Source organism: Paraburkholderia sp. CNPSo 3076 (assembly GCF_026343935.1).
Taxonomy (GTDB): domain Bacteria; phylum Pseudomonadota; class Gammaproteobacteria; order Burkholderiales; family Burkholderiaceae; genus Paraburkholderia; species Paraburkholderia nodosa.
In genome coordinates this window covers 218,809-242,318 of sequence record NZ_JAPMAL010000019.1, presented here as the reverse complement: position 1 = coordinate 242,318, position 23,510 = coordinate 218,809, and the positions used below count along the sequence as shown (strand labels likewise).

Annotated in this window: 27 protein-coding genes and 1 riboswitch; of the genes, 13 read left to right on the top strand and 14 right to left on the bottom strand. The window is 65.8% G+C overall.

Annotated elements, in window-relative coordinates:
* Positions 1 to 9: 9 nt before the first annotated feature.
* The 3 genes from tolQ to ydfG all read right to left on the bottom strand — a co-directional run bounded on the left by tolQ (position 10) and on the right by ydfG (position 2,151).
* On the bottom strand, positions 10 to 687 hold the full coding sequence (gene tolQ / locus M3A49_RS23235) for a protein TolQ (protein ID WP_028205324.1): 678 nt from the start codon (positions 685 to 687) through the stop codon (positions 10 to 12).
* A 154-nt stretch (positions 688 to 841) separates the two neighbouring features.
* Positions 842 to 1,336 (bottom strand): tol-pal system-associated acyl-CoA thioesterase, encoded by a 495-nt coding sequence (gene ybgC, locus M3A49_RS23230; protein WP_266231199.1) that lies wholly within the window; start codon positions 1,334 to 1,336, stop codon positions 842 to 844.
* Positions 1,337 to 1,404: 68 nt separating this feature from the next.
* Positions 1,405 to 2,151: a bifunctional NADP-dependent 3-hydroxy acid dehydrogenase/3-hydroxypropionate dehydrogenase YdfG gene (ydfG, locus tag M3A49_RS23225; RefSeq protein ID WP_254352143.1), complete on the bottom strand. Its 747-nt coding sequence runs from the start codon at positions 2,149 to 2,151 to the stop codon at positions 1,405 to 1,407.
* Between the two features lie 197 nt (positions 2,152 to 2,348).
* Positions 2,349 to 2,486: riboswitch (ZMP/ZTP riboswitch) on the top strand.
* A 160-nt stretch (positions 2,487 to 2,646) separates the two neighbouring features.
* Here ydfG and glyA point away from each other — a divergent pair.
* The 7 genes from glyA to M3A49_RS23190 all read left to right on the top strand — a co-directional run bounded on the left by glyA (position 2,647) and on the right by M3A49_RS23190 (position 7,289).
* Positions 2,647 to 3,894: a serine hydroxymethyltransferase gene (gene glyA / locus M3A49_RS23220; RefSeq protein ID WP_028205321.1), complete on the top strand. Its 1,248-nt coding sequence runs from the start codon at positions 2,647 to 2,649 to the stop codon at positions 3,892 to 3,894.
* 15 nt (positions 3,895 to 3,909) lie between these two features.
* On the top strand, positions 3,910 to 4,392 hold the full coding sequence (gene nrdR / locus M3A49_RS23215) for a transcriptional regulator NrdR (RefSeq protein ID WP_266231198.1): 483 nt from the start codon (positions 3,910 to 3,912) through the stop codon (positions 4,390 to 4,392).
* A 156-nt stretch (positions 4,393 to 4,548) separates the two neighbouring features.
* Positions 4,549 to 5,085, top strand: a complete 537-nt coding sequence (locus tag M3A49_RS23210; protein ID WP_266231197.1) for a GspH/FimT family pseudopilin — start codon at positions 4,549 to 4,551, stop codon at positions 5,083 to 5,085.
* On the top strand, positions 5,082 to 5,501 hold the full coding sequence (locus tag M3A49_RS23205; protein WP_266231196.1) for a hypothetical protein: 420 nt from the start codon (positions 5,082 to 5,084) through the stop codon (positions 5,499 to 5,501). Before M3A49_RS23210 ends, M3A49_RS23205 begins: the two co-directional genes overlap by 4 nt.
* Positions 5,498 to 6,304, top strand: a complete 807-nt coding sequence (locus M3A49_RS23200) for a PilW family protein (RefSeq protein WP_266231195.1) — start codon at positions 5,498 to 5,500, stop codon at positions 6,302 to 6,304. Before M3A49_RS23205 ends, M3A49_RS23200 begins: the two co-directional genes overlap by 4 nt.
* The gene (locus M3A49_RS23195) at positions 6,301 to 6,837 is read left to right on the top strand and encodes a pilus assembly PilX family protein (protein WP_266231194.1); all 537 of its coding nucleotides are present in this window, start codon (positions 6,301 to 6,303) and stop codon (positions 6,835 to 6,837) included. The genes M3A49_RS23200 and M3A49_RS23195 overlap by 4 nt, the downstream gene beginning before the upstream one ends.
* A gap of 20 nt (positions 6,838 to 6,857) precedes the next feature.
* Positions 6,858 to 7,289, top strand: a complete 432-nt coding sequence (locus M3A49_RS23190; RefSeq protein WP_266231193.1) for a type IV pilin protein — start codon at positions 6,858 to 6,860, stop codon at positions 7,287 to 7,289.
* Between the two features lie 29 nt (positions 7,290 to 7,318).
* Here the strand turns inward: M3A49_RS23190 and M3A49_RS23185 are convergent, their stop codons facing one another.
* From M3A49_RS23185 to M3A49_RS23175, 3 genes are all read right to left on the bottom strand, one after another.
* Positions 7,319 to 7,789, bottom strand: coding sequence for a DUF3318 domain-containing protein (locus M3A49_RS23185; protein ID WP_266231192.1), 471 nt, complete (start codon positions 7,787 to 7,789; stop codon positions 7,319 to 7,321).
* A gap of 15 nt (positions 7,790 to 7,804) precedes the next feature.
* Positions 7,805 to 8,191 (bottom strand): phage holin family protein, encoded by a 387-nt coding sequence (locus M3A49_RS23180; RefSeq protein ID WP_266231190.1) that lies wholly within the window; start codon positions 8,189 to 8,191, stop codon positions 7,805 to 7,807.
* 200 nt (positions 8,192 to 8,391) lie between these two features.
* Entirely contained in the window at positions 8,392 to 8,694 is a 303-nt protein-coding gene (locus M3A49_RS23175; protein WP_007584918.1) for a DUF883 family protein, read from the bottom strand.
* Between the two features lie 360 nt (positions 8,695 to 9,054).
* Here M3A49_RS23175 and M3A49_RS23170 point away from each other — a divergent pair, with 360 nt between their 5' ends.
* The gene (locus M3A49_RS23170) at positions 9,055 to 9,693 is read left to right on the top strand and encodes a peroxiredoxin (protein WP_266231189.1); all 639 of its coding nucleotides are present in this window, start codon (positions 9,055 to 9,057) and stop codon (positions 9,691 to 9,693) included.
* A 105-nt stretch (positions 9,694 to 9,798) separates the two neighbouring features.
* On the opposite strand, the gene M3A49_RS23165 is transcribed toward M3A49_RS23170, so the two are convergent.
* Positions 9,799 to 10,989, bottom strand: coding sequence for an acyl-CoA dehydrogenase (locus tag M3A49_RS23165; RefSeq protein WP_266231188.1), 1,191 nt, complete (start codon positions 10,987 to 10,989; stop codon positions 9,799 to 9,801).
* Positions 10,990 to 11,116: 127 nt separating this feature from the next.
* On the opposite strand from M3A49_RS23165, the gene M3A49_RS23160 reads away from it, so the two are divergent.
* Complete coding sequence (locus tag M3A49_RS23160; RefSeq protein WP_266231187.1) at positions 11,117 to 11,917, top strand: IclR family transcriptional regulator; 801 nt, start codon at positions 11,117 to 11,119, stop codon at positions 11,915 to 11,917.
* A gap of 79 nt (positions 11,918 to 11,996) precedes the next feature.
* On the opposite strand, the gene argF is transcribed toward M3A49_RS23160, so the two are convergent.
* Positions 11,997 to 12,926: an ornithine carbamoyltransferase gene (gene argF, locus M3A49_RS23155; protein ID WP_042266191.1), complete on the bottom strand. Its 930-nt coding sequence runs from the start codon at positions 12,924 to 12,926 to the stop codon at positions 11,997 to 11,999.
* A 624-nt stretch (positions 12,927 to 13,550) separates the two neighbouring features.
* Between argF and M3A49_RS23150 the strand changes: the two genes are divergently transcribed.
* Entirely contained in the window at positions 13,551 to 13,898 is a 348-nt protein-coding gene (locus M3A49_RS23150) for a DUF3579 domain-containing protein (RefSeq protein WP_028205310.1), read from the top strand.
* A gap of 143 nt (positions 13,899 to 14,041) precedes the next feature.
* On the opposite strand, the gene rpsT is transcribed toward M3A49_RS23150, so the two are convergent.
* A complete protein-coding gene (gene rpsT / locus M3A49_RS23145; protein ID WP_028205309.1) occupies positions 14,042 to 14,314 on the bottom strand; it encodes a 30S ribosomal protein S20 in 273 nt (90 codons plus the stop codon).
* A 422-nt stretch (positions 14,315 to 14,736) separates the two neighbouring features.
* Here rpsT and murJ point away from each other — a divergent pair, with 422 nt between their 5' ends.
* Together murJ and M3A49_RS23135 are read left to right on the top strand one after the other, a co-directional pair.
* Positions 14,737 to 16,287, top strand: coding sequence for a murein biosynthesis integral membrane protein MurJ (murJ, locus tag M3A49_RS23140; RefSeq protein WP_266231186.1), 1,551 nt, complete (start codon positions 14,737 to 14,739; stop codon positions 16,285 to 16,287).
* Between the two features lie 5 nt (positions 16,288 to 16,292).
* The gene (locus M3A49_RS23135; RefSeq protein ID WP_035513442.1) at positions 16,293 to 17,132 is read left to right on the top strand and encodes a SirB1 family protein; all 840 of its coding nucleotides are present in this window, start codon (positions 16,293 to 16,295) and stop codon (positions 17,130 to 17,132) included.
* Positions 17,133 to 17,209: 77 nt separating this feature from the next.
* Here M3A49_RS23135 and M3A49_RS23130 read toward each other — a convergent pair whose 3' ends face one another.
* The 5 genes from M3A49_RS23130 to lpxK form a co-directional block, all read right to left on the bottom strand.
* Entirely contained in the window at positions 17,210 to 17,968 is a 759-nt protein-coding gene (locus tag M3A49_RS23130; RefSeq protein WP_254352130.1) for a 3-hydroxyacyl-CoA dehydrogenase, read from the bottom strand.
* A 199-nt stretch (positions 17,969 to 18,167) separates the two neighbouring features.
* On the bottom strand, positions 18,168 to 18,830 hold the full coding sequence (gene adk, locus M3A49_RS23125) for an adenylate kinase (protein ID WP_254352129.1): 663 nt from the start codon (positions 18,828 to 18,830) through the stop codon (positions 18,168 to 18,170).
* 300 nt (positions 18,831 to 19,130) lie between these two features.
* Entirely contained in the window at positions 19,131 to 19,934 is an 804-nt protein-coding gene (kdsB, locus tag M3A49_RS23120; RefSeq protein ID WP_266231185.1) for a 3-deoxy-manno-octulosonate cytidylyltransferase, read from the bottom strand.
* A 170-nt stretch (positions 19,935 to 20,104) separates the two neighbouring features.
* Entirely contained in the window at positions 20,105 to 20,308 is a 204-nt protein-coding gene (locus M3A49_RS23115; RefSeq protein WP_028205303.1) for a Trm112 family protein, read from the bottom strand.
* The gene (gene lpxK, locus M3A49_RS23110; RefSeq protein ID WP_266231184.1) at positions 20,289 to 21,368 is read right to left on the bottom strand and encodes a tetraacyldisaccharide 4'-kinase; all 1,080 of its coding nucleotides are present in this window, start codon (positions 21,366 to 21,368) and stop codon (positions 20,289 to 20,291) included. Before lpxK ends, M3A49_RS23115 begins: the two co-directional genes overlap by 20 nt.
* 559 nt (positions 21,369 to 21,927) lie before the next feature.
* Here lpxK and xseA point away from each other — a divergent pair.
* The gene (gene xseA / locus M3A49_RS23105; RefSeq protein ID WP_266231183.1) at positions 21,928 to 23,304 is read left to right on the top strand and encodes an exodeoxyribonuclease VII large subunit; all 1,377 of its coding nucleotides are present in this window, start codon (positions 21,928 to 21,930) and stop codon (positions 23,302 to 23,304) included.
* The last annotated feature ends 206 nt before the right edge of the window (positions 23,305 to 23,510 follow it).

Genomic DNA, 23,510 nt, shown 5'->3' with positions numbered 1-23,510 from the left:
TCGTGAAGATTAGTGGGCCTGACGCTGCAGGATGTTCGAAAACTCTTCGATGAAGGTTTCGAAGCGGATCGCCAGACGGTCGATGTCGTGCGCGTAGCTGTTGTACGCGACCACCGCCGGAATGGCGGCGAACAGACCGATCGCGGTCGCCGTCAGCGCTTCGGCGATGCCGGGCGCGACGTTCGCGAGCGTGGCCTGCTGCACGTTCGCGAGACCGCGGAACGCGTTCATGATCCCCCAGACCGTACCGAAAAGACCGATGTACGGGCTCACCGAGCCGACCGAAGCGAGGAACGAGAGGTTCGCCTCGAGCGCATCCATTTCGCGCTGGAAGGCGGCGCGCATCGCGCGGCGGGCGCCGTCGAGCACGAGGCTCGGATCGTTCAGGCGCTTCTCTTTCGCCTTCAGGAATTCGCGCATGCCCGACTCAAAGATACGCTCGAGCGCGCCGATCGTGTGGCGGTTGTTGGCTGCGCTCTGGTAGAGCGCCTGCAGGTCGCCGCCTGACCAGAAGTCGCGTTCGAAGCGCTCTGTCTGGGACCGCGCCCGGCGGATCGCAAACCACTTGCGGAAGATAAAAGTCCAGGAAATCAGCGACATGAGCAGAAGAAGCCCCATCACCGCCTGTGCCAGTATGCTCGCATTAAGAACGAGAGAAATGATCGACAGATCTTGTGTAGTGTTCATATAGGTTCGTTGTGACGTCCCGAAAGGGGCGAGCGGCTGCAAGACAACGCGAGGCTTCCTGTAGGCGGTTGGGAAGCTTTCGCGCCGTCGCGGCCGAACCCTGCTTGGTCCTGCATTGACCGGCGCGAGTTCACTGGCGTCGTATCAACGGTAACTACTGCACTGCCGTTGACACGGCGTACAGGTCTTTCTGTGGTCCACGTTGCAAGGCTTCATGAACGGGGGCCGGAATCGCTGCGGGGCGCATGGTCGTGCTGTCGACGCAGGCGACACGAATGGTGCCCGTGGCGAGCAGCGTGTTCTCGCGCCACGCTTCCTGCATGAAGTCGACCGAGGCGCGGCCCAGCTTCTCGACACGGCTTAGGGTAGTGACGACATCGTCGAGGCGCGCGGGCGAACGGTAGTCGAGCGCGGTACTGCGCACGACGAAGAGCACGCCCGTTTCCTCGGCGAGCCGACGCTGATCGACGCCGCACGCGCGCAGCCATTCGGTGCGCGCGCGTTCGAAGAACTTCAGGTAATTCGCGTAAAACACGATGCCACCGGCGTCGGTGTCCTCGTAGTAGACGCGCACCGGCCACGTAAAGCCGCGCCCGGCCGGTGACGACACCGCGTCCGGCTTGCTGGTGGAATTTTCCATGCCGCGCATTCTACCGGAACGCGAGGCCCCTACGTCTTTCGTACGACTGACGTAAGTATTAAATTTGTAAGGTAATTTTAGCCGCGGTGGACGCTGGTGCCGGCGAATGTCTGGGCAACGGGCATCAGTTCGATCGTGTTGATGTTGACGTGCGCGGGGCGCGTGGCGATCCAGTAGATCGAGTCGGCGATGTCCTCGGCCGTGAGCGGCTGCACGTCCTTGTAGACATTGGCCGCCTTGCTGTCGTCGCCGCGAAAGCGCACGTTCGAGAACTCGGTGCCGCCGCACAGACCGGGCTCGATGTCGGTCACGCGCAGTGCCGTGCCTGCGAGGTCGGCACGCAGGTTCAGGCTGAACTGACGCACGAACGCCTTGGTCGCGCCGTAGACGTTGCCGCCCGCGTACGGCCAGCGGCCTGCCACCGAACCGAGATTGAAGATGTGGCCGCGGTTGCGCTCGACCATGCCGGGCAAAAACGCGTGAGTCACCTGCACGAGGCCCGTGCAGTTGGTGTCGATCATGGTTTCCCATTCGTCGAGGTCCGCCCTTTGTGCCGGCTCCACGCCGAGCGCGAGGCCGGCGTTGTTGACCAGCACATCGATGCCTGCGAACCCGGACGGCAGCGCGCCGGGCGCGGCTTCCACCGCCGCGCGGTCGCGCACGTCGAGCTCGAAGGGCAGGAGGGCGTCGCCGAGTTCGGCGGCGAGGGCGTCGAGGCGGTCCTTGCGGCGAGCGGTGGCGACGACGCGATGGCCGCCCTTCACGAAGGCGCGGGCGATGGCGGCGCCGAATCCTGCGGACGCGCCGGTGACGAAAACGATCATGGTGGCTCTCTGGTCGGTAGAAGGCGAGAAAAGGGAAGAGCCTACTTGCAATGCCGCATTGCGGCAAGAAAGGGACAGTACACGCGCGGGCCGCATGGCCGGAGGCGCCGCCCGGCGCGCCACAGGCCGCGGGGCGCCCGAGCGCACTGGGGGCGGGCGGTTGCCTATTCCCCGCCGTTCCAATACACTAACGCGCTCAATCCCTGCGTGACTGGCGATAGGGTTCCGGATTGGCGGCATTGGCGGTAGCAATGCGTTCGTTATTGGGGACCCAAGGTGGAACGACCCACCGTGAAGCGCAGGGTGCCGTTTTGCCGTTCGCCTGGGCAGCCTGATTTCGCGCGCTTTCGTTAGCGCTGCCGTGGCTGTCCTGCCTCGCGTGTGCGGCGCCTCCTTCCGCCACGTCATGGCTGGCCTCTTCGCCAGCAGCGCCGCGTACCCGCTACGCGTTCCGCGCGAGACCCGGTCAACCTGAACACACTTAACGGAATCCGTATGTTTGACAGAGCCGAAAGCACCATCGCCAACGTCGATCCCGAACTCTTCAAGGCGATCGAACTCGAGAACCGCCGCCAGGAAGAGCACATCGAGCTCATCGCGTCGGAAAACTACACGTCGCCCGCAGTCATGGCCGCGCAGGGTTCGCAGCTCACCAACAAGTACGCCGAAGGCTACCCCGGTAAGCGCTATTACGGCGGCTGCGAAAACGTGGATATCGTTGAGCAGCTCGCGATCGACCGCGTGAAGCAGCTGTTCGGCGCCGAAGCCGCGAACGTTCAGCCGAACTCGGGCTCGCAGGCCAACCAGGGCGTGTTCTTCGCCGTGCTCAAGCCGGGCGACACCATCATGGGCATGAGCCTCGCCGAAGGCGGCCACCTCACGCACGGCATGGCGCTGAACATGAGCGGCAAGTGGTTCAACGTCGTGAGTTATGGCCTCGACGCCAAGGAAGACATCGACTACGAAGCGCTCGAAAAGCGCGCACACGAGACCAAGCCGAAGCTGATCATCGCCGGTGCGTCGGCATTCGCGCTGCGTATCGACTTCGAGCGCATCGCCAAGGTTGCCAAGGCGGTCGGCGCATACTTCATGGTCGACATGGCGCACTACGCGGGCCTCATCGCCGCGGGCGTCTACCCGAACCCGGTGCCGCACGCCGATTTCGTCACCACGACCACGCACAAGAGCCTGCGCGGCCCGCGCGGCGGCGTGATCCTGATGAAGGCGGAGTTCGAGAAGCAGATCAACTCGGCCATCTTCCCGGGCATCCAGGGCGGTCCGCTCATGCACGTCATTGCCGGCAAGGCCGTGGCGTTCAAGGAAGCGCTCTCGCCGGAATTCAAGACCTACCAGCAGCAAGTGGTCGACAACGCGCGCGTGCTGGCGGAGACGCTGGTCAAGCGCGGTCTGCGCATCGTTTCGGGCCGCACGGAAAGCCACGTGATGCTGGTGGACCTGCGCGCCAAGAACATCACTGGCAAGGCGGCGGAAGCCGTGCTCGGCACCGCGCACATCACGGTCAACAAGAACGCGATCCCGAACGATCCGGAAAAGCCGTTCGTGACGAGCGGTATCCGTCTCGGTTCGCCGGCCATGACGACGCGCGGCTTTGGCGTGAAGGAAGCCGAGCAGGTGGGCAACCTGATTGCCGATGTGCTCGACAATCCGGAAGACGCCGCGACGATCGAGCGCGTGAAGGCGCAGGTCGCCGAGCTGACGAAGCGTTTCCCGGTTTACCGCTAAGCCACGCGATAATCCATGCGCTGCCCTTTTTGCCGGCACGAAGACACGCAGGTCGTCGACTCGCGTGTGTCCGAAGACGGCGCCGCGATCCGGCGCCGCCGCCGCTGCCCGGCCTGCGACAAGCGTTTCACGACGTACGAGCGGGTCGAGCTGGCGATGCCTTCGATCGTCAAGAAGGATGGCAGCCGCACGGAATTCGACCGCCGCAAGATCATGGCGAGCATGCAACTGGCGCTGCGCAAGCGCCCGGTTGCGGCCGATGCGATCGACGCGGCGGTTGCCCGTATCGAGTATCAACTGCTCGGCAGCGGCGAGCGCGAAGTGCGCAGCGAGCGCCTTGGCGAGCTCGTCATGGGCGAATTGCGCGAACTCGACAAGGTCGCGTTCGTACGGTTTGCTTCGGTGTACCGACGCTTCGAGGACGTCTCCGAATTCGAAGACGTGATCGAGGAATTCCGCCGCGCGGGTGCTGCCAACAACCCCGCGAAAAAGCGCTGAGCGCATTCGCATTTTTCTTCCCCCTGCCAGGCCGCTGTCGTAACGCTTGCATTCTCGCGAGCCGACGTTGCGCGCACCAGCTAGCCGTTCGGCTAATTGTTTCGTTTCGCTTTCGTCCGTAGATTGATGGCAATCCGCTCGAACTAAGGATTGCTCATGAAGTCCGGAGGATTCACGCTCATTGAGACGATGGTCGTCATCGTCCTGCTGGCGATTTGCGCAACGGTTTCCACGCCCGTTTTCATCGCATGGCGCGTGCGCGATCAGGTCGACGCGCGCGCCAACGCCATGCTCGGCACGCTCGCCTACGCACGCAACGAGGCAATCCGGCGCAAGTCGCGCGTCACCGTTTGCCGCGTCGACGCCGCGCGCCATTGCCTCGAGGCCGCCAAAGCGTGTCCGTCCGGTATTGCCGACTGGTCCTGCGGCTGGGCCGTCATGATCGAGCGCGCCGGAGCCTCTATCCCGTTGCGCACCCAGCCGGCGCTCGACACGATTTCCGTGGCGTCGGGGCTCACTGCCATCACGTTTTCGCCGCCGGCGGGGCAGGCCATCGGCAGCTTGCGCAACTTCGAGATTGCCCCGCGGGCCACGTCGGCGGCACAACGCGGCGCGGGCTGGCGTCGCTGCATACGCATCGCGCAGGGGGGCCGGGCACGCATCAGCGACGGCGCATGCACGGGGGCGTCATGAGCCGGGTGAGCGTGCGCGGGTCGACGCTGCTTGAAGTCGCCATTGCGCTCGGCGTCATGGCGATGTGCGGGCTCGGCCTGATGAGCACCCAGCTCGGGCTGGTCCGGTACGCGCAACTGGCGGCGGCGCTCGAGCGCGCGGCGTTTGCCGCTGACGCCATGGCCGAAGCGGCGCGCGCGGTAGGTGTAACGCCCGCTGCGACCAATCGATGGCAGGCGCTGACGGCGAGCATCGTGCCCGAAGGGCGGCTGACCACGTCGAGCGTGGGCGGCGACGCATCGGTCGCGTCCGTGAGTTGGGCGGCGACACCGCTCGGCGCAGCGTCGGGATCGACGACTGTTTCGCGGGTTGCGCCGTGTCTCGATGCCACGGCGCCCGCCGGGCGCGCCTGCGTCGCCCTCGCGTTTCTGCGATGAACAAGCGGCTCGCCCACGTGCGCCAGCAGGACGGCCACACGCTGCTCGAACTAACGATTGCCGTGGCGTTGGGCCTCGTGGTGACGCTTGGCGCGCTCTCGGCTTATCGCACGCAGCGCCAGGCCTATGCGCACGCGAACGACGCCGCGCGCATCCACGAGGCCGGCATGAACTCGTTGATGCTGATCGGCGAGCAGATCCAGATGGCCGGCTTTGTTGCCGCGGACGCACGCTCGACGCTTGCCGGCCCGGCGATCTTCGGCTGCGCGGCGGGGCGCCCGATCGGCACCGATGGGGCGCTTACCTGCGAGCCGCTGCCGAGCCGGTCGGACGGGTTGGCCGTGCGCTATCAAGGCGACGGCGTATCGACGTGGGCCGCCACAAACGGCCAGGCTACCGACTGCCTCGGGCAGGGGGTGGGCGTGGGAAGCGTGGAAATCGTGAACCGCTATCACGCCAAGGGGAGGGAGGGGACCAGCGAGAGTGAGCTTTACTGCGCGGGCTCCGGCAAGCCCGGCAAGCCCGGCACGCCGCAGCCGCTCGTCGAGGGCGTCGAGCGTTTGCGCCTGCGCTACTGGACGGCGGGCGCGGCACAGGCGGTCGAGGCTTCGGCGCTCGCGCGCGATCAGTGGGCGTCGGTCGTGGCGGTCGATCTGTGCGTGCTGGTGCGCGGGGCGGCCTTTGCGCGGCGCATGCGCTACGTCGATTGCGATGGTGTGCAGGCCTTCGGCGCGGATGGGCGAGCGCGACAGGCGTTCTGGCGGCACATCGTGCTGCGTAACGTTCTGCCGGCAGCGTCATGAGAACGAGCCCGCGCGGGGAGCGTCGCACACGCGCCGCGCGTCGCGGCGTGGCGCTCCCAGTCGTGCTGCTTGTTGTCGCGATGATGCTCGTGACCTCGGCGGCGTGGTTCGAGGCAGCGCTGCTCGCGCGGCGCAACGCAGATGCCGTCGCCGATCATCTGCAGTCCTTCCATGCCGCCGACGCCGCGCTCGTGTTGTGCTCGCGTGCGCTGACGAATGGCTCGCTGGCCGCGCCTGTGGCGGCCACGCAGCCCGGCGAGCCGCAAGCCTGGCGGCGGCAGGACAGCTTCGAGCGGCAGGCGGTCGCGCCCGTTGCCGCGTGGCCGGGGTCGGTGCGCTTGCCGCAATGCATCGTCGAGGCCTGGCGCATTGATAGCCGTCCGCTGGTTCGCGCGTATCTCGTTACGGCGCGAGGGTTCGGCGCCTCGGAAAACACGCAAAGCTGGCTGCAGGACCAGGTGGTCATCGAGGCCGAGGGTGACGCGACGCGTGTCGAGCATCACTGGCGTCGCGTCGTCGCGAGGCCCTTTTGACGAGGCAGACGGGAGGAAAGGTGAAGAGCAACCGGTACCGCGCGTTCACACTGCTCGAACTGGTCATTGCGCTGGCGGTGGCCGCTATCGTCGCGGCCTTCGCATTGCCGGGGTGGAGCGCGCAGATCGCGCGGGGACATCGCATCGACGCCGTGGCCGCGCTCTATCGCGCAGCGCAACTCGTCGATACGCAGAGCGCGTCGATGGCGTTTTTGCCCACTGGATTCGACCAGGCGCCGCCGACGGGAACGCCCATCTACCGCTTGCGCCTCATGCCCGCCGACGATTCCAACGGCGGCTACGCCCTCGTAGCCGATCCGGTGGAAACCGGGCCGATGCGCGGCGATGCGTGCGGCGCCTTCGTATTCGACGCAACCGGCGCGCGCAGCAATCACGCGGCAGGCGGCGGTGCCGTCGCGGCGGCTACGCAGATGTGCTGGAGGGACCGGTAAATGTCCTGGGGAGGTGCCGCGGGCGGCGATCAGCCGGTGAGGTCGTCTTCGTCGGATCTGTCGCGGGCAGGCGTGTTTGCAGAGGCGCCGCGCTGGCGCCGCACCTGCTGCCACACGCGATACGCTTCCCAGGCCGTAAAGGCGAGGCCGCCCCACTTGATGACGGGGCGCGCGGCCGAAACGATGCTCGTACGCAGCGGCTTCGCCACGATGAGCGAGATGAGCGAACTGACCAGCGGATATTCCTTGAGCAGGCTGCCGAGGCCGGAAGCCACGCCGCCGGCGCCAGAGCGGCCGAATCCGGGCACCACGAAGCGCAGCCAGCTGAAGTTCGTGACCGTCGCGCGGATGTCCACGATCGCTTCGGCCATTTCGGCGCGCTCGACGCTCGCTCGCACGAGTAGCAGTTCCTTGCGCAGCGCGCGCAACTGCGGCGTCGAGAGGTCGTGCGTGCGGCCGCGGCGGGGGCGAAAGGCGGTGTCCGGTCGGGGTTGGTTCATGGCGTCGGCTCGCGGCTAGGGGTTGCGCAGGGCATCTCGGTCTTTCTCGAACTCCTCGAGCGTCGCCTGGAATACGAGTGGCGCGGTGTGCAGCCCGCGCCGCGCCTTCAGGCCGCAGAAAATCGCCGCGATCGCATAGACGATCGTGAGGCTGGCGAGCGCTTCCCAGCGGTACGTGTCCCAGAAGGCGATGGCAACGAGCGCCGTGAGCGCGATCAGGGCAAGCATCGCGAACATCATCCCCGCGAGGCCAAGGAAGAGCACGCCGATGAGGCGGTCCTTTTCCTCGGCGAGTTCGATGCCGATCAGTTCTAGCCGCGTCTGTAGCATCGCGGACGCGGAGCCGAGCAGTCGGCGCAACGGCCCGTGTTCGTGTCGCTGCGAGTGAGTGTCTGTCGTCATGGCGATGGCAGGTGGCGCAGGCGGATGCCCGAGCAATGCGCAAAAAAAAACGCAAGAAAAGACAGCGGGCTCGATCGCCCCGCGAGACCAGGCGGTGCCGCGGGGCGCGCCAGCGGAAAGCCGTCAGGCAAGCGCCGTCAGCTGGTCGAGCGCGCCGCGCGAGCGGCCCTGAGACCGCCCGCGTGGTGCGGCGAGCCGCTTTATTTGCGGTTGATCAGCAAACCGACCAGCACGCCCACGCCGGCGGCGATCCCGATCGACGCCCACGGATGCTCGTGGACATAGTCGTCGGTGGCGCGCGCCGCTTTCTTGCCTTTCTCGACCACGACCACCTGGACGTCGGCGGCCTTCTCTTTTGCCTGCTTCAGACGCGAGAGTGCCGTTTCACGCAACTCTGAAGCGCGCTCGCCCGTAGCGCTCGCAGCCTGCTTGAGCAGGTCCTCTGCATCCGCGAGGACGGTTTTGATATCGGACATCAGCCTCTCCTTGTTGACCTCTGACATTGACTGGCTCCCATCGTGTCACATCACGCGTGAATCGTAACAAAGATACGGGCACTGGCAAGCGTGACGCGCCGCCACGACCTGCGAATTCGCACGATCCGTTCCCGCGAGCGTGCGTGGACGGGGTTCTGGATCCCGCTCACAAAAAATCGCGAGGTGAGAGTCATTGATTTGATCCGGCACCTAAAGTTTCCTCCAACCGGTTCAAAATTACAAAAACTCATACCGGTGTGAGGCGATGTTCGTTCGCGGGGCGCAACCAGGGCCTGTATGCTTGCGTGTTGTAAACGTCCACTGGATCAACGGGCCGCGCGCGCCGTTTCGATCAAACCCGTTCACCTCGTTCAAAGGAACCGCACCATGAGTCTACGTCTTGGCGATATCGCACCCGACTTCGAGCAGGATTCGAGCATTGGCCGCATCAAGTTTCACGAGTGGCTCGGCAATAGCTGGGGCGTGCTGTTCTCGCACCCGGCCGACTTCACGCCGGTCTGCACGACCGAGCTTGGCCTGACCGCCAAACTCAAGGACGAATTCGAGAAGCGTAACGTGAAGACGATTGCGCTTTCGGTGGATAGCGCCCAGTCGCACAACGAGTGGATCAAGGACATCAACGAGACGCAGGCCGCGAACGTCGGCTTCCCGATTCTCGCGGACGGCGACCGCAAGGTGTCCACGCTGTACGACATGATCCATCCGAACGCAAACGAGACGCTCACCGTGCGCTCGCTCTTCGTGATCGACCCGAACAAGAAGGTGCGCCTCATCATCACCTATCCGGCGAGTACGGGCCGCAACTTCGACGAAGTGCTGCGCGTGATCGACTCGCTGCAGCTCACCGACCATTACCAGGTTGCGACGCCCGGCAACTGGAAGCAGGGCGACGACGTCGTGATCGTGCCGTCGCTGAAGGACGAAGAAGTCCTCAAGCAGAAGTTCCCGAAGGGCTACAAGGCCCTGCGCCCGTATCTGCGCATGACGCCGCAGCCGAACAAGTAAGCCGTTCGGCCAGCGTGCGCCCCACAGGCGCCAAAACAGAAACGCCGCACGAGACAAGTCGTGCGGCGTTTTTTCATGCGCCGGCGAGGCCGGCCAAGGCGGCGTTCAGAAGAACGCCTGAATGCCCGTTTGTGCGCGGCCGAGGATCAGCGCGTGGATGTCGTGCGTGCCCTCGTACGTGTTCACCACTTCGAGGTTCACGAGGTGACGCGCCACGCCGAATTCGTCGGAAATGCCGTTGCCGCCCAGCATGTCGCGGGCGAGGCGCGCGATGTCGAGCGACTTGCCGCACGAGTTTCGCTTCATGATCGACGTGATCTCGACGGCCGCCGTGCCTTCGTCCTTCATGCGGCCCAGACGCAGGCAACCCTGCAGGCCGAGCGTGATTTCCGTTTGCATGTCGGCGAGCTTCTTCTGGATCAGCTGGTTCGCGGCAAGCGGGCGGCCGAACTGCTTGCGGTCGAGCACATACTGGCGCGCGGTGTGCCAGCACGATTCCGCGGCGCCGAGCGCGCCCCAGGCAATGCCATAGCGCGCCGAGTTCAGGCAGGTGAACGGACCGCGCAGGCCCTTCACACCCGGCATGAGGTTCTCTTCCGGCACGAACACTTCGTCGAGCACGATTTCGCCGGTGATCGAGGCGCGCAGCCCCACCTTGCCGTGGATGGCCGGTGCCGAGAGACCCTTCCAGCCCTTCTCGAGGATGAAGCCGCGGATGTCGTCCTTGCCGTCTTCCTCGAGCTTCGCCCAGACGACGAACACGTCGGCGATCGGCGAGTTCGTGATCCACATCTTCGCGCCCGAGAGCGAGTAGCCGCCGTTCACCTTCTTCGCACGCGTGACCATGCTGCCCGGGTCCGAGCCGTGGTTCGGCTCCGTGAGGCCGAAGCAGCCGATCCATTCGCCGCTCGCGAGCTTGGGCAGGTACTTCTGCTTTTGCGCTTCCGAGCCGAATTCGAAGATAGGCACCATCACGAGCGACGACTGCACCGACATCATCGAGCGATAACCGGAGTCGACGCGCTCCACTTCGCGCGCGATCAGGCCGTACGCCACGTAATTGAGGCCGGGGCCGCCGTATTGCTCGGGAATCGTCGGGCCGAGCAGGCCGACTTCGCCCATCTCGCGAAAGATCGAGGCGTCCGTCTTCTCGTGGCGGAACGCTTCCAGCACGCGCGGCGCGAGCTTGTCCTGGGCATACGCGGCGGCGGCGTCGCGCACCATGCGCTCCTCTTCGGTGAGCTGCTGGTCGAGCAGAAGCGGGTCTTGCCAATGGAACTGGGCGTGTGCGGCCATGGTGTCTCTCCTTTCCTCAAATCCTTGAAATGGTCAAATTTGCGCTTGACGCGAGTTCCGCTATGCGGAACAATGTTTTGCAAATCGACTTTAGTGTAGCACCAGGGCGCCCATGTCTGCATCCGGAATGACTACGACTTCATCTTTTTCTTCTTCGCTGGCCGAGGGGCCGATCGACGAGCGCAAGTTCGTCGTGGCGCTCGCCCGCGGGCTAGACCTGCTGCGGGCATTCCGTCCCGGCGAGACGCTGCTCGGCAACCGCGATTTCGTGGAGCGCACGGGCTTGCCCAAGGCGACCGTGAACCGGCTCGCGTACACGCTCACCGTGCTCGGCTATCTGCGCTTTGACGAATCGCTCGGCAAATATGCGCTCGACGCCGGGGTGCTGTCACTCGGCTTTGCGCTGCTCTCGGGCACGGACACGCTCGAACTCGCACGCCCGCATATGCGCGCGTTCGCGCGCGAGGTGGGCGCCGCGGTGTCGCTGGGGTGCCGTGACGGCCTCGACGTGATCTATCTGGAAACGATCCGCAGCGAGACGGCGCTCACGCTCGGCCTCGCATCGGGCTCGCGGCTCTCGATGCTGACAAGCTCGATGGGCCGCGCGTATCTGGCCGTGCAGCCCATCGATGTGCGGATGGCGTTGTTCGCGGAACTGGAGAAGACAGCGGGCGCCGAAGGGCCGTCGTTGGTTGCGGCCGCGAAACGCGAGATCGAGGGGTTCGGCAAGGAGGGGTGCTGCTATTCGTTTCGCGACTGGCACGAAGACGTCAACGCCGCGGCGGTGCCGTTTCGCGAGCCGCGCGAGCGTCGCTGGCTCCTGCTCAGCTGCAGCGGGCCGGCTTCGTCGATGGGGCCCGAGGTGTTTCGCGAGCGCGTGGCGCCGCTCCTGAAGTCGCTGGCGCGTCGGCTTGGCGAAACGGTCTGACGCGCGAGCCGCGCGCCGCAGCGGGCACAAAAAAAGCCGACCTTCGGGTCGGCTTTTTTCATGATGGCGTACGCCAGGCTCAGTGGTTCAGGCGGCCGAGCAGCAGGAACTCCATGAGCGCCTTCTGCACGTGCAAGCGGTTTTCCGCCTCGTCCCAAACCACGCTCTGCGGGCCGTCGATCACCTCGGCGCTCACTTCCTCGCCGCGGTGCGCGGGCAGGCAGTGCATGAAAAGCGCATCGGCGTTGGCGCGGGCCATCATCGGCGCGTCCACGCACCAGTCGGCGAAGGCCTGCTTGCGCGCTTCGTTTTCGGCCTCGAAGCCCATGCTGGTCCAGACGTCGGTCGTGACGAGGTCGGCGCCGTCGCAGGCGTCGTGCGGGTCCTCGAAGACTTCGTAGAACGGCTTGCTTTCCGGCGCGACCAGCGCGGGATCGAGCGGATAACCCGGCGGCGTGGAGATGCGCAGCTTGAAGCCGAGGATCTGCGCGGCTTCGATCCACGTGTAGAGCATGTTGTTGGCGTCGCCGACCCACGCCACGGTCTTGCCGCGGATCGGACCGCGGTGCTCGTAGTACGTGAAGATGTCGGCCAGCACCTGGCAGGGGTGGTACTCGTTCGTGAGACCGTTGATGACCGGCACGCGCGAGCTTTCGGCGAAGCGCTGCAGGATGTCCTGGCCGAACGTGCGGATCATGATGATGTCGACCATGCGCGAGATGACCTGTGCCGAATCTTCGATCGGCTCGCCGCGCCCGAGCTGCGTGTCGCGCGTGTTCATGAACACGGCGTGGCCGCCCAGCTGGAAGATACCCGCTTCGAACGAGAGGCGTGTGCGGGTGGAGCTCTTCTCGAAGATCATCGCCAGCGTGCGGTCGTGCAGCGGGTGATAGGTCTCGTAGTTCTTGAACTTGCGCTTCAGGATGCGCGCGCGCTCCAGCACATATTCATATTCGTCAAGGGAGAAATCCTTGAACTGCAGGTAATGGCGTATGGTACGGGAGGTCATGAAACGAAAACGGCGCCAGATCCGGCCTCGAACTGCAGGATTGGGCCGGCGACGCCGCTGCGGTTGGTGGTAAGTCAAAGCAGCATAAAGGATTTTGCGCATTTTGACGAGTTACCCAAAATTTGGGCAGGGTGCCCAGGCGCACGGTGGAAGGCGCTTTCGCGATGGCTTTCGGGACTGTTTCGCGGGCATTGCGCGGGCCGGATCCAGCCTTTCAAGTGCCTTGTGTGCACTGCGTCAAAACGGTCAGTGCGCTATAATCCCAGAGATTTCTTAGGCACGACAAACGGGCCCTGAACGTGTGTGACGGGAAGGTGGCAACACCTCGCGGCCACGGCAGGCAAGCCCGCGGGGGCGGCCTGTGCGCCGACTGGCAGTGCGCCGCGAAATCGTCCTGTCGATCCCGTTGCGAGACCTGCTTGTGACACGCGTCGGCGGCGAATTTCGAGACTTCACGCCAGGCGGGGTGCGCGGCAGCCGTTCTCTATCCATCGGACTGTCCATGCGTGTGGCGGCGGGCGATCCCCGCGGCCGGCGTTCCGCGGTACCCGCGCGGGCGCAGCGCTCGTGCCGCCGTTACACGCTGCAAACGCACCCAGCAGCTACACACACAGGTACTCCTGCATGGCCGACGAAGCTCCAACCGAATACTTCATTCAAGGCATCACCAGCGCGGGGAAGAAGTTTCGTCCGAGCGACTGGTCGGAGCGCCTCGCCGGGGTGATGTCGAGCTTCGGTCCGAAAGCGTCGGCCAACGCGCGCGGCCCGAACGCCTATTTGCGCTACTCGCTCTACGTGCGCCCGACGATGATCGGCGACCTCAAGGTCGTGGTGCTGGACTCGCGCCTGAAGGACGTCGAACCGATGGCCTTCAATTTTGTGATGAACTTCGCGAAGGACAACGACCTCCTCGTGACCGAAGCGTGCGAACTGCCTCACGATCACGCCACGCAGCAAGCCAACGTGCGCTGACGGCGCGGCGACGGCAACGAACGGACCCGCTTCGGCGGGTTTTTTTGCGCCCGGCAGAAACAAAAAAACCCGCCGAAGCGGGTTTTTTGTGGTGCAGCGAAAAGAGGGGGGGCTGCCAGTCGTAGCCGGCAAGCCGAATCTCTTTACTGCGCGGCTTGCATTGCCTTGACGGCAGCAGCCAGGCGGCTCTTATGACGAGCGGCCTTGTTCTTGTGAACGATCTTCTTGTCGGCGATGATGTCGAGCGTCTTGCCCGATGCCTTCAGAACTTCAGCAGCCTTTGCCTGGTCGCCGGCGTCGATTGCCTTGCGAACAGCCTTGATGGCGGTGCGGAACTTCGAGCGCAGTGCCGAGTTGTGCGAGTTTGCCTTCGTGGCCTGACGGGCGCGCTTGCGTGCTTGTGCGGAGTTTGCCATTGCGATTCCTTGTGATTGCGGAGCGTGGTGCGACCAGCGCTCTTTGCCTGGATTTGAACGACCGGCAGCGTTGCCTGAGACGTTCAAAACGGTATTTGCCGGCTGAGTTTTGCTCGACCAGCCGCGCCTTTTGTGCCAGAGCGGGTTTCTACCTCTTTCCTGCCCCCTTTCCAAGACGCGTTTCGAGCTCCCTGAGAGAACTCGAATCAAAGATTATAGCAACAGAACCATGCGGGTGGCAATCACGACGCGTTAGCGAAGACAAGTGCTGCCGGACGTGAACGCCTTTCACGCGACACGGTCACAATCAGCGCGCTTTGTCTTTGCCTCCCGCTCGTCTGCGGCGTCGCGCGGGGTTTTGCGCCGACCTTTGCGCTGCGCATCCGCGATGGAGCGGACGACGCCCGTATAATGACCGCCCCATGAATCTATTCCGAGCCCTGCTGACAGTCAGCGGCTTCACGCTGCTGTCGCGCGTGACCGGTCTGGCCCGAGAAACGCTGATCGCGCGCGCCTTCGGTGCGAGCCAGTACACCGACGCTTTCTACGTCGCGTTTCGTATCCCCAACCTGCTGCGCCGCATCTCGGCGGAAGGCGCCTTTTCGCAGGCGTTCGTGCCGATTCTCGCGGAGTTCAAGAACCAGAAGGGCCACGACGCCACGCGCGCGCTGGTCGACGCCACCTCGACCGTGCTCGCCTGGGTGCTCGCGATCCTCTCGCTGCTCGGCATTTTCGGCGCGTCGTTCGTCGTGATCGTGGTCGCTTCGGGCTTGAAGAGCGACGGGCAAGCGTTTCCGCTCGCCGTCACGATGACGCGCATCATGTTCCCCTATATCGTGTTCATCTCGCTGACGTCGCTCGCGTCCGGCGTGCTCAACACGTACAAGCAGTTCTCGCTGCCTGCATTCGCACCGGTGCTGCTCAACGTCTCGTTCATCACGGCGGCGGTGGCCTTCGCGCCGCACATGAAGCAGCCGGTCTACGCGCTCGCGTGGGCCGTGATCGTGGGCGGCGTGCTGCAGTTCATCGTGCAGTTGCCGGGCTTGAAGCGCATCGACATGATGCCGCGCATCGGCCTGAACCCGCTCAAGGCGCTCGCGCACAAAGGCGTGAAACGCGTGCTCGCGAAGATGGTGCCTGCCATGTTCGCTGTCTCGGTCGCGCAGATCAGCCTCATCATCAACACCAATATCGCCTCGCGCCTCGGGCCCGGTGCGGTGTCGTGGATCAACTACGCCGACCGCCTGATGGAGTTCCCGACGGCGCTGCTCGGCGTCGCGCTCGGCACGATCCTGCTGCCCAGCCTCTCGAAGGCGCACGTCGATGCCGATCCGCACGAGTACTCGGCGTTGCTCGACTGGGGCCTGCGCGTGACGTTCCTGCTTGCCGCGCCTTCGGCCGTCGCGCTCTTTTTCTTCGCCGAGCCGCTCACGGCCACGCTCTTTCACTACGGCAAGTTCGACGCCACGTCCGTCATCATGACGGCCCGCGCGCTGGCGGCCTACGGCGTGGGGCTCGTCGGTCTCATCCTCATCAAGATCCTCGCGCCCGGCTTCTACGCGCGCCAGGACATCAAGACGCCGGTCAAGATCGGTGTGGGCGTGCTCATCGCCACGCAGATCAGCAACTACATTTTCGTGCCGATTTTCTCGCACGCGGGCTTGACGCTCTCGGTCGGCCTCGGCGCCTGCATGAACGCGCTATTGCTGTTCATCGGGCTGCGCCGCCGCGGCATCTATATGCCGTCTGCCGGCTGGACGACGTTCTTCGTGCAGTTGCTCGGGGCATGTCTCGTGCTGGCCGGGGCGATGCACTGGTGCGCCACCAGCTACGACTGGATCGCGCTGCGTCATGAACCGCTCGCGCGCATCGCCTTGCTCGGTGCGTGTCTCGTCCTGTTCGCGGCGCTATATTTCGGTATGCTTTGGCTGATGGGCTTCAAATACGCGTACTTCAAGAGGCGGGCGAAGTGACCACGATGACTACGCGGGTTCTGGACTATTTCAGCGCACTCGTTGCCGACGACGAGAGCCTGCCGCTCACCGAGGCGGCGCTGGCGATCGCGCAGGACGCCTATCCCGATCTCGATCTGCAAGGCACGCTGGCCGAGATCGACGAACTCGCGCTGCGTGTGCGCCGCCGCATGCCCGAAGGGGCGGACGTGCGCCAGCAGGTTGCCGTGCTCAACCGCTGCTTCTTTCGCGAGATGGGTTTCGCGGCCAACCTCAACGACTTTCTCGACCCCGAAAACAGCCACCTGAACGCCGTGCTCAAGCGCCGGCGCGGCATCCCCATTTCGCTCGCGGTGCTGTATCTGGAAATGGCGACCCAGCTCGGCCTGCCGGTGAAAGGCGTGTCGTTTCCGGGGCATTTTCTGCTGCGCGTGGCGTTGCCCGAAGGCGACGAGATGCTCGATCCCACCACGGGCCGCACGCTCACCGAGTCCGACATGGTGGAGATGCTCGAACCGTTCGTGGCCAACGCCGGCGATTCCGTGGCGCGCGCGCTGCGCATGCTGCTCGAGCCGGCCACACGGCGCGAGATCGTCGCGCGCATGCTGCGCAACCTGAAGTCGGTCTATCTGCAGACCGAGCGCTGGCAGCGCCTGCTGGCCATCCAGCAGCGGCTCGTGATCCTGCTGCCGGAGAACATCGAGGAAGTGCGCGACCGCGGCTTCGCTTATGCGCGGCTCGACTATCTGCGTCCGGCGCTCGAAGACCTCGAACACTATCTCGACGAGCGCCCCGACGCGGAAGACGCGACCGTCGTCGAGTCGCAGCTGCATGAGCTGCGCCAGCGCACGCTCGATAACGACTGAAGCCCGCGGCGAGGCCGCAGAAAAAAGCCCGCGATTTTCGTCGCGGGCTTTTTTTTCGCGCGGGGGAGGGCGCGCCGTTACTTCGGCTGCATGCGGATCGCGCCGTCCAGACGGATCACCTCGCCGTTGAGCATCGGATTCTCGACGATCTGCTTGACGAGCATCGCATACTCATCCGGCTTGCCGAGGCGCGGCGGGAACGGGACCATTGCGCCGAGCGCGTCCTGCACCTCTTTGGGCATGCCGAGCAGCATCGGCGTTTCGAAGATGCCGGGCGCGATCGTCATCACGCGGATGCCGCTGCGCGAAAGGTCGCGCGCGATCGGCAGCGTCATCGCGACGACGCCGCCCTTCGAGGCGGCATAGGCAGCCTGGCCGATCTGGCCGTCGTAAGCGGCCACCGACGCCGTGTTGACGATCACGCCACGCTCGCCGCCCTCGCCAGGTGCGGTCTGGGCGATGGCCGCCGCCGCGAGGCGGATCATGTTGAAGGTGCCGATCAGGTTGACCGAGATCGTCTTCGAGAACGTGTCGAGCGGATGCGGGCCGTCCTTGCCCACGGTCTTCACGGCGGGCGCGATGCCCGCGCAGTTCACGAGGCCGCGCAGCGTCCCGAGCGCGGTTGCCGCGGCCACGGCGCGCGCGCCGTCGTCCTCGCTCGCCACGTTGCACTTCACGAACGCGCCACCCAGTTCCTCGGCGAGCGCGTTACCGGCGTCCTCGTTGAGGTCGGCGATGACGACCTTGCCGCCTTCGGCCGCGATCAGACGCGCGCTGGCCGCACCGAGCCCCGACGCGCCGCCGGTGATGAGAAATACGTTGCCGCGGATCTGCATCTTTCGTCTCCTGTCGTTGTGGCCATGCTGTCTCGCGCGGAAGGCAAATGCGCGCGAGACTCACCAAAAACAAAACGGGCCGGCTGGCGCTGCGTCCCGAACTACCTCGGGAGTGCGGCGCCAGCCGGCCCGCAGGCAAACCAGCCAGTGTGCCGAAACCGGCATCGAGTCTGACTTTGACTCGCGGACTTTGACCCGCTTACTTGAGCGCTGCGAATGCGCGCTCGCGAATTTCGTCGACGCTGCCGAGGCCCGAGATGGCGCGATACTGCGGCGCCTTCAGGCCGTTTTCCTCACCGCGCTTCGCCCAGTCGCTGTAGTAGGCGATGAGCGGCTTGGTCTGGGCGACGTACACGTCGAGACGCTTGCGCACCGTTTCTTCCTTGTCGTCGTCGCGCTGGACGAGCGGTTCGCCCGTCACGTCGTCGGTCATTTCCACTTTCGGCGGATTGAACTTGACGTGATACGTGCGGCCCGAAGCCGGGTGCATGCGGCGGCCGCTCATGCGCGTGATGATCTCGTCGAACGGCACGTCGATCTCGAGCACGTAATCGATCGCGACGCCCGCCTGCTTCATCGCTTCGGCTTGCGGCAGCGTGCGCGGGAAGCCGTCGAACAGGTAGCCGTTCTGGCAGTCGGGCTCCTGAAGGCGCTCCTTTACGAGATTGATGATGAGCTCGTCGGTCACGAGTTCGCCAGCGTCCATGAATCGCTTCGCTTCGAGGCCAAGCGGCGTACCGGCCTTGACGGCCGCGCGCAGCATGTCGCCCGTCGAGATTTGCGGAATGCCGAACTTTTCCTTGATGAAGCTTGCCTGGGTTCCCTTGCCCGCGCCCGGGGCGCCCAACAGGATCAAACGCATATGAACAATCTCCGAACTGTGTGAATTCTTGCGGCGCGGCGGCTGCCTCGCACGCGCGGTGGGGCGGCATCGTCAGCGTCGTGCGTCTCCTCGCCCGTTCGCTCACGGCTGTCGAGGCAGTGCTGGCGGGGGCAACGGCACGTCCGGCGCGGCTTTCGCCCGGTGTTCATGACTTGCACTGGACACGGGGCGGCGCTGCAAGACGGTGCCGAAAAGCGGGGAAACCCCGACGCACAAAGGCTTTAGACGGCTCGCGCAAACAATTGATTATGCCATGGGATTTTTGCCCCACGGACGGAATTAAGGCCGGTATAACGCCTGCACACGGACGAGGTCGGCGGGGGTATCGACGCCCGGCGCGGGTGCCTGCGCCGTCACGAGCACCGCGATGCGCTCGCCGTGCCACATCGCGCGAAGCTGCTCGAGCGCCTCGACCTGCTCGATCGGCGAATGCGCGAGCGAGGGGTAACTGCGCAGGAATTTCGCGCGGTACGCGTACAGGCCGATGTGGCGATAAACGATCGCGGGAGCCGGCGGGGCGGGCATTGCGCCGAGATCGAGGCGCGCCGGCGACCAGTGCGGCTGCCAGGCGTCGCGGGCCCAGGGAATCGGCGCGCGCGAGAAGTAGAGCGCAACGCCGCGAGCGTCGAGCACGACCTTCACGACGTTCGGGCTGAAGATTTCCTCGGGCGCCGTAATCGGATGCGCGGCGGTGGCGATCGCGCATTCGGGGTGCGCGGCGAGGTGCGACGCAACGTCGCACACGAGCGCGGGGTCGATCAGCGGCTCGTCGCCCTGCACGTTGACCACGATCGTCTCGTCGCTCCAGCCATAGTGCTCGGCGACCTCGGCGAGGCGGTCGGTGCCCGACGGGTGATCGGCGCGCGTGAGCACGGCCTCGAAACCGTGGGCGCTGGCGGCGTCGAGCACGCTCTGGGCGTCCGAGGCGATCAGCACCTGCTGCGCGCCCGAATCGCGCGCGCGCTCGGCCACGCGCACCACCATGGGCTTGCCTCCGATGTCGGTGAGCGGTTTGTTGGGCAGCCGCGTGGACGCGAGACGCGCCGGGACGACGGCGATGAAGGGTTGCACGGGAGCGGTCATGGCCAGTTGGAGCAAGGACAGGAAACGGGATTGGGGAAACCGGTTCGGGAAACCGCCTTGGAAGACGACGGCGCGCCGGGGGCGGCGCGCGTAACCCGGCTTCGAGCCGGCAAGACGAGGCGAGCAGGGCGAGCGGCGCAAGCGGGGGCGATCGCGGCCGCCCGTGCGCCTTACGCGGCGCCCGGCCCGTGCGGATCGACCGGCGTGCCTTCCACAGTTTGACGCGCTTCGTCGACGAGCATGACCGGAATGCCGTCGCGGATCGGGTAGGCGAGCTTGTCGGCGTTGCAGATCAGCTCCTGCGCGGCGCGGTCATAGCTGAGCGGGCCCTTGCAGATCGGGCAGACCAGGATTTCAAGCAGACGAGCGTCCACGGAGTTTCTCCACAACCAGGGTAATGAGGCGATGATCGAGCGCGGCTTCGACGGGGACGACCCAGATGCGCGCGTCGTTCCAGGCCCCCAATTTTACTGCATCCTTTTCAGTGACCAGGATCGCGTCGGCGGTGACGTCGGCGAACGGGTTGGTTGCGTAGGCGTAGTGGTCGGGCAGCGGCAGGGTTTGCGGCGCGAGGCCTGCCGCGCGCAGCGTCGCGAAAAAGCGCTCCGGCGAACCGATGCCGGCCGCCGCCACGATGCGCAGCGCCGCCTGCGATCCTTGCGTGAGCGCGCCTTGCCCCGGTGCGGCCGCGCCCGCGGCAAACTGCGCGAGCGGACGGCGCAGCGCCGGATTGGCGAGATGCCAGGCGTCGCCGGGTTCGAGTTTGAGCGCGAACGTATTGGGCCAGGCCGGCAGCGTGCGCTCGAACGGATTGTTCACAAGGGTGGCGTCGCGGCGCCGCGAGAGCGGCTCGCGCAGCGGGCCCGCCGGCAGCAGAAAGCCATTGCCGCCCAGGCGATGGTCGAACACCACGATCTCGACGTCGCGCACGAGGCGGTAGTGCTGCAGGCCGTCGTCGCTCACGATCACGTCGACGTCGCTGTGCGTGCCGCACAGCGACGTGGCCGCCGCCACGCGATCGGGCGAGACCCAGACGGGCACGCCCGTGCGGCGGGCGATCAGCAACGGTTCGTCGCCGCAAAGGCGCGCGGGCGTATCCGCCGTGACGGGCGTAGGGCGGGCGATTTTCGCGCCGTACCCGCGCGAGACCACGCCCGGCGAGAAGCCCGCGGCGCGCAGAGCCTCGACGAGCGCGATCACCGTGGGCGTCTTGCCCGTGCCGCCCACGGTCACGTTGCCGACCACCACCACGGGCACGCCGAGGCGCACGCTCTTGAGCCAGGCCGCCGCAAAGGCGGCGCGGCGCGCACCGCTCACGGCGGCAAACACGGCGGCGAACGGCGTGAGCGCCCAGGCGAGCGCGCCGCGGCGTTGCCAGGCGTGCGCAAACTGCGCTTCGAGGCGTACCTTGAAACTGGAGACGGGGCCGCTCATCGGCAATTTGCGCGCGAAGCGCCGCACGCGGCATGCGGGAAGCAGACAGGCAGGGCGGGCATCGGGTCGGTTCTCCGGTTCTAGGTGAGCTGAGCGACAAACAGGACGGCAGACGAATGACCTGCGTAGGCGAGCAACCGGCGCTTCGCGTGGTGCGGCACAGGCGCTCGTGAACCCGGCACTCTAGCGCGGGTAGGCGTGACGCGGCAAGTTGCCGGGCCTTACGCAACTGTCGGTTGCCTGCAAGCCGCGCGAAACGCCCAAAAAATCGACGCCTGTGGATAACTTTGTGGAGAAGTAGATCCCGGGAAGGCGCAAAGGCCCATTCTTCGGCCTCTCCATCGGCCTGTAAGGATGTTATATCGATAAAAAACGTATAAAAATCAACGGGATGATCTAATTTTCAGCGTTTGCGGGCCGGCTGCGGTCATCATGCCGCATGACAGCGCCGATGTGGACACTTCGCGGGGGCTTGCGAGTCGGGTCTCATTCGTGCTGGACTACCGCCCCCCGAACGGTCTATCGTCTGTCCGGCCAAGGTTTCTCCACACCCTTTCGCATGCTATCCGACCGTTTTTCCGCTTCCTCCGCGCCTTCGGGCGACGTCGTCGTGCCGGTCTCGGCGCTCAACCGGGCGATCGCCTCGATGCTCGAGCGCACGTTCCCGCTTGCATGGATTTCCGGCGAAGTGTCCAACTTTACGCGCGCCGCAAGTGGCCACTGGTACTTCTCAATCAAGGACGCCCAGGCGCAGATTCGCTGCGTCATGTTCCGCGGCCGCGCCCAGTACGCTGAATTCACGCCGCGCGAGGGCGACCGCATCGAAGTGCGCGCGCTCGTCACGATGTACGAGCCGCGCGGCGAACTCCAGCTGAACGTCGAGGCCGTGCGGCGCACCGGCCAGGGCCGACTCTACGAAGCCTTCCTGCGACTGAAGGCGCAACTCGAGGCCGAAGGGCTCTTCGATCCCGAGCGCAAACGCGCGCTGCCCTCGCATCCGCGCGCGATCGGCGTGATTACGTCGATGCAGGCCGCCGCGCTGCGCGACGTGCTCACCACGCTGTGCCGCCGGGCGCCGCACGTGCCGGTGATCGTCTACCCCGCGCCGGTGCAGGGCGCGGGCTCGGCAGAAAAGCTCACGGCGATGCTGGCAACCGCGAACGCGCGCAACGAAGCGGACGTGCTCGTGCTGTGCCGCGGCGGCGGCTCGATCGAGGACCTGTGGTCGTTCAACGACGAGGCGCTTGCGCGCGCGATCGCGGCCAGCGCCATTCCGGTGGTGAGCGGCGTGGGGCACGAAACCGATTTCACGATCGCCGATTTCGCCGCCGACGTGCGTGCGCCGACGCCCACTGGCGCGGCTGAACTCGTCAGTCCGCAGCGCACGCTGCTGCTGCGCGACCTCGACCAGCGCCATGCCGCGCTCGCACGCGATTTCGGCCGTCTGCTCGAGCGGCGCGCGCAGCAGCTCGACTGGCTGGCGCGCCGGCTCGTTTCGCCCGTCGAGCGGCTTGCGCAGCAGCGCACACACTTGCGCCAGTTGACGATACGGCTCGCATCGGCGGGCTCGCGCGCCAGCGCCGAGGCGCGTGCGCGCCTGAACATCATGCAGATGCGCTGGCAGCGCGCGCGGCCCGACGCCGCCGCGCAGCGCGCCCAGCTGGAGTCGCTCGGACGGCGTCTGGACGGCGCCTTCGCGCGTCAGCGCGAGCGCGAAGCGGCACGCGTTTCGGAACTCACGGCGCGGCTCGAAGTGCTGAGTCCGCAGCGCACGTTCGAGCGCGGCTACGCCGCGCTGCTCGACGCGCAAAGCGGCGCGGCCGTGCGCTCGCCCGCCACGCTCAAGCCGGGCAAGCGGCTTACGGTTCACCTCGCGCAGGGCAGCGCCGACGTCGCGCTCGCCGATGTCCAGCCGCGCCTCGCCGACGGTTTCTGAAACAGGCCCGCAGTCAGCCTGTCAGGTCCGACGTTTGCTGCACAAGGAAGAACCGGCGCATTCGCACGATCGCTAGCCGCCACGACGAAACAGCGTGGCGGCGAACGATTGTTGCAGTCTCGTTGCAGGAAGTTTGCACGCCGGTTGCGCGGAGATTGCAACGCGATTGCAGCCGTCTTGCCTGCGTGCGAAGCGGGCATGGAAAG